Here is a 14,159-nt window from a genome sequence, read left to right as displayed (position 1 = left end):
AAAAAAGACAAAAGAAAACGGGCGATGATATGCCCGTTTGTTACTATAATTACTAATACTGGATAAATACACAGCACGCCGTAAAAACGGTACTTTACCCGCTGATTTGTTCCATTGCCTGAATAATCCGTTTATCAGAAACCGGATACGGCGTCCCCAATTGCTGGGCAAACAGACTTATACGCAACTCTTCTATCATCCAGCGCACAGCCTCCGCTTCCGGTCTGCGTTTCTCCACCGGAGATAACTTACCCTGCCACTGCTTCCACAGGTTCTGAACATGCTCAATTTTACTCATGTTCGCCCTGTCGCGGTTAACGTCAGATACCAGTTTTTCGATGCGCCGCTCTATCCCCTGTAAATAGCGCAGGATATCCGGCAGACGCTGCCAGCCGTGAGCAGTCACAAAGCCCGGGAAAACCAGCCCGCCCATCTGCGCTTTGATGTCAGAGAGTGCAAACGCCATCTGCATATCAATCCGCCCTTTCAGGCGTTTACTGATAGCAAATGTGGTGGTCAGGATCTGCTCCACCAGCTTCGCGATACCGACAACGGTTTCATTCAGCTCAGCCCGGACAAATTCCTGTAACTGCGCGAATTTATCCTCCTGCCAGACCACGCCGCCGTATTGTGCGATCAGCTTGTCGACACCACAGGCGATACAGTCATCAATCAGATCCAGCACTTTTCCGTAAGGGTTAAAATACAGCCCCAGTTTGGCTTTGTTCGGTAATTTCTCATGCAGATATTTGATCGGCGACGGAATATTCAGCAACAGCAAACGCCGTGTTCCCGCCTGCATCGCCAGTTGCTGCTCAAATTCCGTTTCGAAGACCTTAATACCGACACTCTGTTTTTCATCCACCAGCGCCGGGTAAGCTTTCACTGCATAACCACCGCGTTTTTGCTCATAACAGCCGGGAATGTCGCCGAAACGCCAGATATGAGCGCCGCTTTGCTCGATGCCGTCATCGACCACATCAGACAGAGTCTGCTGAACCTGCTCTTTCAGGCTCAGTTTCAGCGCTTCCAGATCGTAACCTTCCGCCAGTTTTTTCTGTTTATCCCCCGTAATACGGAAGGTGATTTTCAGATGAGACGGAATTTGATCCAACTGCCAGGATTCGCGATCAACGGTAACACCGGTCATACGGCGCAGTTCCCGCTCCAGCGCATCCAGCAGCGTGCCCTGCGGCTCAGGCACCCGCTCCATAAATGCGCCCGCATAGTTTGGTGCAGGCACAAAATTACGGCGTACCGGTTTCGGCAGCGATTTAATCAGCGCAATAACCAGCTCTTCACGCAGCCCGGGGATTTGCCAGTCAAACCCTTCAGGACTGACCTGATTCAGCACCGGCAGCGGAATATGTACGGTCACACCGTCCGCTTCGGTTCCGGGTTCAAACTGATAGCTCAGGCGGAATTTCAGATCCCCCTGATACCAGTAGTTCGGATAATCCTGTGCAGTTACCTGATTCGCATCGGAGCGGATCAGCATGTTTTTCTCATAATTGAGAAAATCCGGTTTCTGTAACCGTTCCCGTTTCCACCAGTTATCAAAGTGCCGTGACGAGATAATATCCGGCGGCAGACGGGTATCGTAGAAACTGAACAGAGTTTCGTCATCCACCAGAATATCGCGGCGCCGGGATTTGTGTTCCAGCTCTTCCACTTCGTTGCGCAGTTTCTGGTTTTCCCGGAAGAACGTATGACGGGTCAGCCAGTCACCTTCCACCAGGGCATGACGGATAAAGAGTTCACGACACAGCACCGGGTCGATATTACCGTAATTCACCGGGCGTCCCGCAACAACCGGCAGCCCGTAGAGCGTGATTTTTTCCGTTGCCATCACCGCACCCTGTGATTTCTCCCAGTGCGGTTCGCTGTAGTGATATTTCACCAGATGCGGTGCCAGCGGCTCTATCCATTCCGGTTCGATTTTAGCGGCAATACGCCCCCATAACCGGCTGGTTTCCACCAGTTCCGCCACCATGACCCATTTCGGCGGCTTCTTAAATAAACCGGAGCCCGGGAAGACAGAGAAACGCGCATTACGCGCCCCGGTAAACTCCTGTTTTTCCGTGTCTTTCTGCCCGACATGGGACAGCAGACCGCTCAGGAGTGACAGATGCACACTTTTATAATCCGCCGGTTCGCTGTTAACCGGAATTCCCTGCTCTTTCACCACCTGACGCAGCTGGGTATACACATCCTGCCATTCGCGGATCCGCAGATAGTTAAGAAACTCCTGACGACACTGCTTGCGCAGTTGCGAGTTGGATAATACTTTCTGTTGCTCTTTCAGGTAGTTCCACAGATTCACAAAGGCAATAAAGTCAGATTCTTTATCCGCAAAGCGGCGGTGTTTTTCATCAGACGCCTGCTGTTTCTCCATCGGACGCTCACGGGGATCCTGGATGGAGAGTGCGGCAGCGATCACCATGGTTTCCCGCACCGCACCGTGATTACGGGCTTCCAGCACCATCCGCGCCAGACGCGGGTCAATCGGCAGTTTCGCCAGCTGACGGCCGGTTTGTGTCAGATGATAATGCCCTTCGGCGGAAGTTTTTCCGTCGATAGCACCCAGCTCTTCCAGCAGTTTGACACCATCCTGAATATTGCGTTTATCCGGTGCTTCCACAAACGGGAAGGCGGCGATATCACCCAGCCCGATCGCAGTCATCTGCAGAATAACGGAGGCCAGGTTGGTACGCAGAATTTCCGGGTCGGTAAATTCCGGCTGGGACAGGAAATCATCCTCAGAATAGAGGCGGATACAGATCCCGTCAGAAACACGGCCGCAGCGCCCTTTCCGCTGGTTTGCCGAAGCCTGTGAAATCGGTTCTATCGGCAGGCGCTGGACTTTTGTCCGGTAGCTGTAGCGGCTGACACGGGCAAACCCGGTATCAATCACATATTTGATGCCGGGCACGGTCAGCGAGGTTTCCGCCACGTTGGTGGCCAGCACGATGCGCCGCCCGGTGTGCGGCTGAAAAATCCGGTTCTGTTCGCTGTTGGAAAGACGGGCAAACAGCGGCAGCACTTCGGTATGGCGCAAATCTGCTTTATTCAGAGCATCGGCGGTTTCACGGATCTCCCGCTCCCCGCTCATAAAAATAAGGATATCTCCCGCACTTTCCCGTCCCAGTTCATGCACGGCATCCAGAATGCCCTGAGTCAGGTCACGATCCGAATCATTCTCTTCCCCCATGACCGGACGATAACGGACTTCCACCGGATAGGTGCGCCCGGAGACTTCAATAATCGGCGCATTACCGAAATGACGGGAAAACCGCTCCGGATCAATGGTCGCGGAGGTGATGATCACTTTCAGATCCGGACGTTTCGGCAGAAGCTGGCGCAGATAGCCGAGGATAAAATCGATATTCAGACTGCGTTCGTGAGCTTCATCGATGATAATGGTGTCATATTGCAGCAGCAGCTTGTCCTGCTGTAACTCTGCCAGCAGGATCCCGTCCGTCATCAGCTTAACCAGCGAATTATCACTGACCTGATCACTGAAACGGACTTTATAACCGACAGCGCCGCCAAGCGGGACTTTCAGTTCATCCGCAATACGGGAGGCCACGGTCCGTGCAGCCAGACGGCGCGGCTGGGTATGACCGACAAACCCGGTGATACCGCGTCCCAGCTCCAGACAGATTTTCGGGATCTGTGTGGTTTTTCCGGATCCGGTTTCCCCCGCGATGATCACCACCTGATTATCACGGATCGCGTTATAAATCGCCTCGCGCTTCTGTGAGACCGGCAGATTGTCCGGATAGGTAATTTCCGGCCGGTTGGCAATGCGCAGTTCTGTGCGGGTAATACCGCGCAGCATCTCATCCTGTAACCCTGCCAGCACCTTCTGCTGAGATTCCGGATTGCGGATCTTCACCACCCCCGCCAGCCGTTTGCGGAACTGATGCTGCTCCCGCAGCGATAAATGGGGGATTAACTGTTTTAATTCATTAAGAAGGGAATTCACCTTGCTGTCCTTCTGATAGGTAATATCGTGCCGTCTGTACGGTTTGGCTTTTTGTGCGGCGGGTCTCCCCTCTGTCATTGTTATCCCGTTTTCGGAGTAACGCACACCGCGTGTCCTGATTAAACTTGCCGTATCCGGCCATAGTCAGATTTTTTGATGTTATGCGCCGAATTTATCTGCTGTTCTTTATACAGCGGCTTTCATACACTGATTACGTAATAAATAAGCTGAATCACAATAACAAGGTTACTATGCAAAAAATTCTCGTTCTGAAATCCAGTATTCTTGCGGACTACTCACACACCAACAAAATGGCGGATTATTTTATCGGACAATGGCGGAAAAATCATGCAGATGATGCGATCACTGTCCGCGACCTGAGTGCTGACCCGGTACCGGTTCTGGATAACGAAATTGTTTCCGGTATGCATGCGTCCGCAGGCGGAACCTTAACACAGCGTCAGCAGTCCGCAAATGCATTACAGACTGAACTGATTGATGAGCTTTTTGCACACGACGTTATCGTATTCACCGCACCAATGTATAACTTCACCATACCGACACAGCTGAAAACCTATCTGGATTTCATTGCAGCTGCCGGTAAGACCTTCCGCTATACCGAAAAAGGTGCCGAAGGGCTGGTGACGGGAAAACGTGCGATTGTTCTGACCGCACGCGGCGGTTTCCACCGCGATCAGACATCTGATCTGATTGTGCCGTTTATGACACAGTTCCTGGGTTTTATCGGGATCAGCGATATTGAGTTTATTTATGCCGAAGGTGTCTCGATGGGTGAGGATTTTGCTGAAAAAGCACAGCAGAATGCCCGTCAGTGCGTTGAAGCGCTTTCCGCATAACCGGATAACAACACAAAAACAAGCAGTATCATCATTAATCATCCTTGTTCCGCGCCGGGTCATCCGGCGCTTTTTTTACATCCGTTACTCTTTCTTCAGCCATTTGCCGTTGATACCGAGCACATATTCTCCCTGCGGCGCACGGGTCACCAGTTTCTGTCCGGCGATTTTAGCCACCTCATCCGCTTTCATCCGGTTGGTTTGTGCCAGTTCGCTGTATTTTTGTGTCCGCGCCGTATTAATCTCTTTCACCAGACCGCTGACATCCTGCCGTGACGATGCTTTATCCACCGCTGCGATATAACCACTGAAGGTTTCGCCCACCAGCCCCTGCTGTTTGGCCTCATCCAGGGTCAGGGCAAACGCAGATGTACTGATCAGTAATGTCAGCGCGGCCAGCCCGCTGTTAATGAATTTACGCATTATTCACCTCAAAATATCGCTGAGTTATTTTTCAGCAAATCTTCAACCTGGCGGTCAATTTTGACATTGATTTCATGTTCAATTTTGACATTCATATTGATATCAATGGGTTTATCCGGTGTGGCCACTTCCACCCGCAGACACCCGTTAAGCGCGATAATCATCAGCGGTAATACCGCACCTGCTATCCATTTTTTCATTCTGACTCCGTCGGAGGTTACTCCTGATTCTGTGAAATACTCTTTTCCAGCCAGGCTTCCAGGTTGCTGCCAAAACGCAGACTGCGCCATAACTGAAACACATTTTCCTCATGCCGGTAATTCAGGTTTACCGCCCGCCGTGCATCCAGTACCGGATTATAACCGGAAACCACTGATGACATCGTCAGGACCCCCAGGTTGGTCAGATTGACATCCGTCCGCACCCGCTTCATCACCAGATAATCCAGCCAGTTAATCGCCGTACCCGCTGAAATATTATTTTCACTGACCGATTCAACAAACTGATTATCCAGATTGAGGGTCAGCGGTTCGTCGTTTTCCACCCAACCGTTATGCACAATCCACTGCGGATTATCAATATAAAACGGCAACTCCCCGCTGATACTGCCTTCAAGGGCAAACTGTGTCACCTTCAGCGTATTGATCAGCGGGCCGGTATTCAGTTTATCCAGTTTTATCACTGCTGCGGTTTTCTGCGGAAGGGTCAGTGACGGCATGGTGACCTGGCCGCCCAGAATATCCAGACTGACACCGGACAGTTCCAGCGGATAGGCATCATCATACGGGTAATAGCCCTGCAAATCGGCTTTAATATCCGTCACTTCAAACAGATTCTCAACCCGCGCAATCCGCAGCATCACAGGCGTTTTACTGCCGAGCTGCCAGCGGCTGCCCGCTAGCCGCCACGGCAGCACAAAATCCACGCCGCTCACTTCGCCGTCTTTCAGCCACATGCCCGCCTGTTTGACCACCCAGTGCCCGCCGGCGACAAATCCCTGTCCCGGAGCAGCGGAATACGCTGCCTGGGCATAGAAAACGCCGTTACGCAGTGTGATCCCCAGATCGGCCGGGATCAGCGTCTGAAATGCCCGCATATCCTGCTCCGGCCAGCGCGCCTCACCACGCAGACGAACGCCGTCCCAGCGGCTCCAGTAATGTATCGGTCCGATATTTTTTCCGGCTGACAGTGTGCCTTTAACAGAAAAATCACGCGGATCACGGCCATCCAGCGTCATATCAAAGGTCGCGGACGGCAGATAGCTGTTATCCAGCCGGATTTTCCGGGTGGTCAGCAGCATTTTACCGGACAGTTTTTCCTGCCCGTCAACCCGGCTCCAGATCAGCGGAGATAACAGTGTCAGCGCCGGGGCATCCATCGACATCATGCCGTAGCGGATACCGTTGAATCCGGTGTTCAGTTTGCGGATACGGATTTCCTCATCCAGCCAGGAACCGGCACCGGAGAATGTCCAGTCTGCATTCAGCGGCTTCATCCGGCCTTTTCCCCAGATTTGCCAGTACCAGCGGCCATTATCCGGCACGAATTCCCGCGCCTGGCCTTTCATCTGAAAACGGTAACGCCCCAGCTCCGGATTATTCACTGTCACAATGGCATCCAGCGGCCCGGAAATTCCCTGCTGTGACAGCGAGGTTCCCGCCAGCGGCAGACGCAGTTCTTCCACCAGAAAATCCGGACTGAGCTGCCCGCGTGCCCGTACCAGTGCCCCTGAGCGTAACCGGATCACCGGATCGGCAAACGTGCCGGTCAGTACCGCCGGTACCCGCCCGGCTGCCCACATATCATTGTGATTAACCTGTCCGGCCAGCTCAAAAGGAATATCAAATTCAGTCAGCGGCAGGGGTGTTTCCGGTAACTGCAATACCACAGTGCCTTTACCGCGCACACCCTGCGTGGTCACGGAGATCCGTGCGCCCGCAAGCATATCCGCCGGTGAGGAGAGCCAGTTTTTCAGTTCCGCGCGGATAGTTCCCCGCAGGGGCTGTTCCCATTCATCCCAGCGCCATTCCCCGTTTTTAATCAGAATGCTTTCCGCCGTGGCTTCCCAGGGGATATTCAGCAGCACGGTCTGCGGATCGGTTTCACTCAGGGTCAGAACGCCCTGCCGCCCCTGCCAGTCAAAGGCAGCCATCAGCGGCTGAGGCCGGTATGTGGTTGTGATTTCAGCCTGTAATCTGCCTTTGTCCGGCAGCTCTGCTGTATTCAGCGGCAGTGTCAGTGCGCCGCTGAGCGCAAATTTTTCATCACCGATAGTGGCATCCAGTTGCGACAGAGTCAGGTTCAGCGCCGGATCAACCGCCAGTTCCGCCTGAATATTCTCTCCCTGATAACTCAGCCTCTGTCCCCGGCCGGGTGCGGTTGTCAGGCTCAGTTTTCCCTGATACATCTGCCAGGGCGCGGGAATAACATTATCAGCAGTCAGCGTCACCGGCGGCAGCTGCGATAACAACGATCCGATATCAACCGGTGTTGTGTCTGTTTCTTCAGAGCCGGAAGGTAATTTCTGCAGGCAATCCGCATCACCGGTCAGTGAACCGGCATCAATAATCCAGTGGCCACCGCGCTGATAGTGAAGTGACAGCTTTTCCCCGCCCGCCAGCTGACATTCATTACTGCGGAGAGTCACCCCCTCTATATAGAGGCCACCCGCACGGATTTTTGGCTGAGAAAGTGACAGCGTAACGCCATCCGGCAGAGAGGATTTCACCACGGCAGGCAGCCAGCGCGGAATTGTCAGCCAGGCCGCCGGGAGGATAATCATCAGCAGAACAAACAGTACCACCAGCACTTTCAGTAATTTTTTCATAGACCTCAGAGGTGCAGTTCCCCGGTTACAGATACATCAACTAAGCGTTATACTGTAGACAGCAGATTTCAATCATTTCTGAACACAGGACTACCCTATTTTGTCAGGGCTATCCGGTTTAGTGTAGCGATTTATTTTTTAGCGGAGGAACCCCGATGAAAATCGTCAGTTACAGTACCAAACATTACGACAGCAAACATATGGATTTGATTAATCAGGATCCGCGCTTTCAGTATGATATCGAATATTTTGATTTCCCGCTGACACAACAAACCGCAAAAAATGCCGTGGGTGCCGATGCTGTCTGTATCTTTGTGAATGATGATGCGAACCGGGAAGTATTGCAGGAACTGGCGGATCTCAATATCAGAATCCTCGCACTGCGCTGTGCGGGTTTTAATAACGTGGATTTAGCCGCCGCTGAAGAGCTGGGTATTCAGGTTGTCCGTGTTCCGGCCTATTCTCCGGAAGCTGTGGCTGAGCATGCCGTCGGCATGATGCTGAGCCTGAACCGCCGGATTCACCGTGCTTACCAGCGCACCCGCGATGCCAACTTTTCTCTGGAGGGTCTGACCGGGTTTAATATGCATAACCGCACAGCCGGGGTTGTCGGGACAGGCAAAATCGGCCTGGCCGTACTGCGGATATTAAAGGGATTCGGGATGCGCCTGCTGGTGTCTGATCCTTATCCTAACCAGACAGCACTGGATCTGGGTGCGGAATATGTCGATCTGAACACGCTGTTTGCGCAGTCAGATGTGATTTCACTTCACTGTCCGCTGACACCGGAAAACCACCATCTGCTGAATGAAACCGCTTTTGCCAAAATGAAAGACGGCGTGATGATTATCAACACCAGCCGCGGTGCATTAATTGATTCTGCTGCCGCCATTAATGCCCTCAAACAGCAGAAAATTGGTGCTCTGGGTATGGATGTGTATGAAAATGAACGGGATTTATTCTTTGAAGATAAATCGAATGATGTGATTCAGGATGATGTGTTCCGCCGCCTTTCCTCCTGCCATAACGTACTGTTTACCGGCCATCAGGCGTTTCTGACAGAAGAAGCGCTGTTGAGTATCAGCGAAACCACGCTGGAAAACATCACTAAGCTCTATAACGGCGAAACATCCTGCAACATTGTGTTACAAAATTAGTGACTACTACACAGAACATTACAATTTAATCCCGGGGATTTGATCCTGCCCCCCGGGATTCTGGTCATAAAAAAGCCAACAAACATAAACTTAGGTGATGTCATTAAGTTTATTCTTAATTTTGCCCATCCCGATTTTTGATGCTAATATTCGCTCCGTTGTCTGATGAGATTTTCTCAACAATTAAAGCAACTGACATTCCCGCTTATATTGGTCAGATTTAAATGTGAATGTATTCCGGATAAAAAAAAGCCCCGTAACGGGGCGGACAGGATATAGATATTGAGTAAAGTGTTTTTTTAATGCCCGCATTATAAACCACACTTAATAAACAAATCTTAAATAAAAAGAACGAAAATAACAATCCTTGTTTTTGTTGAGACAGGCTATTTGTTATGATTCTGTTTAATAATACTGATGTAATATTCAAACTATAAAGTAAGACGTAGCGATCATATATTATCATTAACCGTTAACTATCATTCGTGATGTTATTAACTGATTCTTTTCTCATAATATTAAAACGGGATACTTTCAGTTAATATCGAATACAGAGAGTAAAAAATATGTCTATGTTAAACCGTTTAGTTTTAGTTGCAGGTATTGCATTATCTTTTGTTGCACAGAGCGCATCATTACAGGGCCAGCAAGGCGGCGTCATCAATTTCTACGGGTCACTGACAGAAGCACCCTGCACCTATAAGGTATCCGGTAATAACGTCAATGCCGAATGTTACCGTTCCGGTGAAACTGCAAAATATAACAGCAGTGTTCAGGCGGACAATAAACTTAACGGCACATTAATACCGGATAATATTGGAGAAGTAAATATCACTCCGGTTTCATCTGATTCAGAAAAACATATTGTCACCGTAAGCTATCGCTGATTCGGCAAAGATATACCACACAGCAAATATAAAACCAAATAGCGTGCTTATCAAAAATAACATTTATTCCGTATTATAAAAAACAATACGCAATATACCTCATTTAAATCAAACACCCCCGGGTGTTTGATTTTTTATTTGTGATAAAGAAGAATTTTATTCCCGCTCTCACCGTTACCACTATCAGATTCAGCCGGTAGCGCTCTTATCTGTCATATGATAATGTCACATGTAAATTAAGTGATATTAATGATACCGGTAAAAAGGACACCGCACGAATGGATCATTCTCTGATAATGTTACTGGCGCGTTTGCAAACCACCACATCTGTATCACAGGTTACTTTTACCCGTGATGAACTGAATATACTTGTCCGGGCACTCTCCGCATACACTGCAACACCGGCAGCCTCACTGATTATCACCACCCGGGACTCCGGAGCGGTCAGCCATGCCATCAACTACGGCTGGAGTGAGGAAGAAAAGCAGCAGACGGAACAGCAAGGCGGGCAATATATCCCGCTGTTCCGTCATGATATCAGCAGCTGAACTATTCTCCGGCCAGGGCGCGCGGGAACAGTAAGTTATTCTCCAGGCTGATGTGTTCCATTAAATCATCAATAAAGGTATTGATACCGTTATACAGCACCCGCCAGGTTGTACAGGCTTCTTCCGGTGGTGTGACATTATTGGTGATAAATTTAATCACCTCCACAATATCCCCCGCATCATCATGCTCTGCTTCCATAACCTGTACCGGCCCCGCTGCCTGTGGCCCCATGCCGTTGCAGATCATCGGAAACAGCATCTGTTCCTCTTTCATCATATGTGAGGTCAGTTCTTCATGCAGTGCAGTCAGCTGCCGGGTCAGCCCTTTCGGTACGCTGGCTTTGGCGGCATGTACCCGCTCCACTTTTTCCGCCTGTAAAATCAGCTCCGGCAACTGTGCGCGGTGGCGATCATGATAACGGGTAATAATAAAAGCGATAATGTCACCCAGCGGGGCTTTCCGCCAGTCCTGCGCCGGAGCCTCATCTTTCAGGGCGAGTAATGCCTGTTCAATTTCATCGATATTCAGGGATTTTTTCTCTGCCGCTTTTGCCAGCGTCCGTTTTCCGCCGCAGCAGAAATCCAGATCATAACGGCGGAAAAGTGCCGATGCGCCATTCACAGACAGCGCCAGTTCACCCAGGGTTTTTTCACGTAATGTCATTTTTGTTACCTCAGAATTCAGTCGTAAACCGTGATAATCAGTGCTGCGGCAGCTGACGCAGCAGCGTAAAAGCATCACTGAGTTTGTCTTCCGTTACCGCAAAAGCATGCAGATTTCCGGCGCTGTCATGGCCTTTGGCCGTCATACCGCTGCGGCTGATATCAATGCTCCACTGTAAATCCGGATGATGAAAATCACCGGCGAGCTGTACCGGCAGATCCGGTGTTTTCACCCGGATAAGCATCGGCGGCAGTGTCAGTTTTCCCTCTCCGCCGGTCAGATTTTTTGCCAGACAAACTGCGCTGAGCATAATCGGCTGCAGATACTGCATCACTTTGCCGTCAATTTCCGCACAATCGCCGAGAGCATAAATATCCGGATCGGATGTCTGTAATGATCTGTCTGTCACAATACCGCGCCGGACAGTCAGACCGGCCAGCTCAGCCAGCGAGGTATCCGGTTTCAGGCCGGTGGCGGCAATCACTGCATCCGCCCGGGTCACACAATCACGATCAAAGCGGGCTTCGATGCCGTCTTCTGTTTTTATCAGTGACTGCAACTGTGTGCCGGTCAGCACCCGCACCCCGGATGACGACAGGTTATGCCGCAGTCGACTGCTGAGTTCAGCAGGCATCAGTGACGATAAAATACTGGCGGCCATATCCGCCAGGGTAACGATTTTACCAGCCCGGCAGAAATCCATTGCCAGTTCTGTGCCGATAAGGCCGCTGCCAAGGATCAGTACCCGCTGTGCATTACGCAGCTGTGTTTCGTGCTGCTGAAAATCCTCGCGGCTGTTGAGTGTCAGCATCAGTTCATTGCCGGGCACCGGCGGACGGCACGGTGTTGCGCCGGTCGCCAGTACCAGCTTGTCATAGTGCCATTGCTGCTGATCACTGCGGATAAGATGCTGTTGTGCATCAATGCTGCTGATCCGGGTATGCGGGAACAACGCCACATTATATTGCTGTGCAAATTCCTGTGCTGACTGCCGGATAAGATCAGCGGCACGCTGATTCAGGCTTATCACATGGCTTAAATCCGGTTTGTTATATTCATCGATACTGTCTGCCGCAATCACCGTCAGCGGCACCTGTGTATCAGTTTTGCGGATATTTTTTACCAGCTGGCGGGCAGCAAAGCCCCCGCCGATAATTACAATGCCTGCGCTCATGCGGCCTCCGTCGCCAGGGCATCAAATACATCTTTACCGAGAGAGCATTCCGGGCACAGGAAATTATCCGGTACGCAGGACCACGGTGTGCCCGGTTCCACCCCCTGCATTGGCTCACCTTTTTCCGGATCATAAACCCACTGACACACACCGCATTGCATACACGGCCCCAAATCCTGAGATGATATATTCGTGACGCTGTCACGTAATTTTGCTTCTTCGGTATCATTGACCGCGGCTGCAGGGGCGGTCACCGGTTGCGGCGTGATCGCTTTTGGCGGTCTGCTGACCGCCGGTAATACCCCGGTCGCCCACTGACGCGCCAGGTCACGTCCGTATTGACGACACTCTTCCAGTGTATTCAGATCAGGCCGCCATTTTGCTTTCAGTGACATGGTGGTTTCAAAACCGGCATCCATCAGCCGGGTCTGCACACGGTCAACCGCGCCGCCATTCCAGCCATAACTGCCGAAAGCAGCTGCTTTTTTATTGCGGAACCGCAGGCCGGTTAATTCCTCCAGCATGCCGGCAATTTTCGGCATCATGACATTATTCATGGTGGATGAGCCCACCAGCGCCCCTTTCGAGCGGAACACACTGGTGATGATGTCATTCTTATCGCTGCGGGCGACGTTAAAGATTTTCACCGCCACATCCGGGTCCGCTTCATTAATCCCCTGTGCGATTGCATCGGCCATCATGCGGGTGTTGTTCGACATGGTGTCGTAGAAAATAGTGATACGATCTTCCTGATAATCCGCCGCCCATTTCAGATACCACTCCACGATTTGAGTCGGATTATCGCGCCAGACCACGCCGTGTGAAGTCGCGATCATATCCACCGGCAGTCCGAACCCGAGGATTTCAGTAATTTTCGGGGTCACCAGACGGCTGAACGGCGTCAGAATGTTGGCATAGTAACGCTGGCACTGCTCAAACAGCTCCGTCTGATCCACTTCATCATTAAACAGCCGCTCGTCACAATAGTGCTGACCAAAGGCATCATTACTGAACAGAATGGCATCTCCGGTCAGATAGGTCATCATACTGTCCGGCCAGTGCAGCATCGGGGTTTCGACAAAAATCAGTTGCTTGCCGTTGCCGATATCCAGGGTGTCCCCGGTTTTCACCACATTAAAATGCCATTCCGGGTGATGGTGATGGCCGTTAATGGAATCAATGGCATTTTCAGTACAATAGATCGGGGTATCCGGGATCGCCGCCATCAGTTCAGTTAACGCCCCGGCGTGATCTTCTTCCGCATGGTTAATTACAATGTAATCAATATCGTTCAGGTCGATTTGTGCCTGTAAATGCTGCACAAACTCACGGCTGAATTTGTGATCAACCGTATCAATCAGGACATTTTTCCCCTCACGGATCAGATAGCTGTTATAGCTGCTGCCGAGCAGGGTTTTGTATTCTGTTCCGTGGAAATCGCGCACTTCCCAGTCACGCTGCCCGACCCAATGCACATTATTTTTTACATGAATAGCCATTTGATAGTTACCTTCTGTTTTTATGCTTCGTTACAGAGAGATAATCAATTTGCGTGCCAACTTTTATTATGTTGTTTTATAAGGGATTTAAATTTTAACGGGAAAAATGACTGTCAAAATGACTATGCAATTAAC

General features: G+C 50.9%; 11 protein-coding genes. 4 read left to right on the top strand and 7 right to left on the bottom strand.

The window, feature by feature from the left end; all coding sequences use genetic code 11:
- Nucleotides 1-94 precede the first annotated feature (94 nt).
- Nucleotides 95-4,066: an ATP-dependent RNA helicase HrpA gene (gene hrpA, locus AB7038_RS08275; protein ID WP_440590462.1), complete on the bottom strand. Its 3,972-nt coding sequence runs from the start codon at nt 4,064-4,066 to the stop codon at nt 95-97.
- Nucleotides 4,067-4,239: 173 nt separating this feature from the next.
- Between hrpA and AB7038_RS08270 the strand changes: the two genes are divergently transcribed.
- The gene (locus tag AB7038_RS08270; protein WP_368888393.1) at nt 4,240-4,845 is read left to right on the top strand and encodes an FMN-dependent NADH-azoreductase; all 606 of its coding nucleotides are present in this window, start codon (nt 4,240-4,242) and stop codon (nt 4,843-4,845) included.
- A gap of 84 nt (nt 4,846-4,929) precedes the next feature.
- On the opposite strand, the gene AB7038_RS08265 is transcribed toward AB7038_RS08270, so the two are convergent.
- From AB7038_RS08265 to AB7038_RS08255, 3 genes are read right to left on the bottom strand one after another with little or no spacing between them, the layout of a single operon-like run.
- Nucleotides 4,930-5,268 (bottom strand): YdbL family protein, encoded by a 339-nt coding sequence (locus AB7038_RS08265; RefSeq protein ID WP_368888394.1) that lies wholly within the window; start codon nt 5,266-5,268, stop codon nt 4,930-4,932.
- Between the two features lie 8 nt (nt 5,269-5,276).
- On the bottom strand, nt 5,277-5,468 hold the full coding sequence (locus AB7038_RS08260) for a YnbE family lipoprotein (RefSeq protein WP_004237534.1): 192 nt from the start codon (nt 5,466-5,468) through the stop codon (nt 5,277-5,279).
- A 17-nt stretch (nt 5,469-5,485) separates the two neighbouring features.
- Nucleotides 5,486-8,095 carry a YdbH family protein gene (locus AB7038_RS08255; RefSeq protein WP_368888395.1) on the bottom strand — a complete coding sequence of 870 codons (2,610 nt, stop codon included), beginning with the start codon at nt 8,093-8,095 and terminating at the stop codon, nt 5,486-5,488.
- 155 nt (nt 8,096-8,250) lie between these two features.
- Between AB7038_RS08255 and AB7038_RS08250 the strand changes: the two genes are divergently transcribed.
- The 3 genes from AB7038_RS08250 to AB7038_RS08240 all read left to right on the top strand — a co-directional run bounded on the left by AB7038_RS08250 (nt 8,251) and on the right by AB7038_RS08240 (nt 10,687).
- Nucleotides 8,251-9,252, top strand: coding sequence for a 2-hydroxyacid dehydrogenase (locus AB7038_RS08250; RefSeq protein ID WP_024473018.1), 1,002 nt, complete (start codon nt 8,251-8,253; stop codon nt 9,250-9,252).
- Nucleotides 9,253-9,818: 566 nt separating this feature from the next.
- Nucleotides 9,819-10,139, top strand: coding sequence for a hypothetical protein (locus tag AB7038_RS08245; RefSeq protein ID WP_368888396.1), 321 nt, complete (start codon nt 9,819-9,821; stop codon nt 10,137-10,139).
- Between the two features lie 278 nt (nt 10,140-10,417).
- The gene (locus tag AB7038_RS08240; protein WP_368888397.1) at nt 10,418-10,687 is read left to right on the top strand and encodes a hypothetical protein; all 270 of its coding nucleotides are present in this window, start codon (nt 10,418-10,420) and stop codon (nt 10,685-10,687) included.
- Nucleotide 10,688: 1 nt separating this feature from the next.
- Here AB7038_RS08240 and ytfE read toward each other — a convergent pair whose 3' ends face one another.
- The 3 genes from ytfE to norV are packed head-to-tail and all read right to left on the bottom strand — an operon-like array spanning nt 10,689 to nt 14,024.
- Nucleotides 10,689-11,351 carry an iron-sulfur cluster repair protein YtfE gene (gene ytfE, locus AB7038_RS08235; protein WP_369453093.1) on the bottom strand — a complete coding sequence of 221 codons (663 nt, stop codon included), beginning with the start codon at nt 11,349-11,351 and terminating at the stop codon, nt 10,689-10,691.
- Nucleotides 11,352-11,388: 37 nt separating this feature from the next.
- The gene (norW, locus tag AB7038_RS08230) at nt 11,389-12,525 is read right to left on the bottom strand and encodes an NADH:flavorubredoxin reductase NorW (RefSeq protein WP_369453092.1); all 1,137 of its coding nucleotides are present in this window, start codon (nt 12,523-12,525) and stop codon (nt 11,389-11,391) included.
- Entirely contained in the window at nt 12,522-14,024 is a 1,503-nt protein-coding gene (norV, locus tag AB7038_RS08225) for an anaerobic nitric oxide reductase flavorubredoxin (protein WP_369453091.1), read from the bottom strand. Before norV ends, norW begins: the two co-directional genes overlap by 4 nt.
- Between the last annotated feature and the right edge of the window lie 135 nt (nt 14,025-14,159).

The sequence above is a fragment of the Morganella morganii genome (genome assembly GCF_041099235.1).
GTDB classification, from domain to species: Bacteria; Pseudomonadota; Gammaproteobacteria; order Enterobacterales; family Enterobacteriaceae; genus Morganella; species Morganella morganii_E.
Note: the sequence above shows the minus strand (reverse complement) of the source record. Positions and strands in the feature narration are given on the sequence as shown.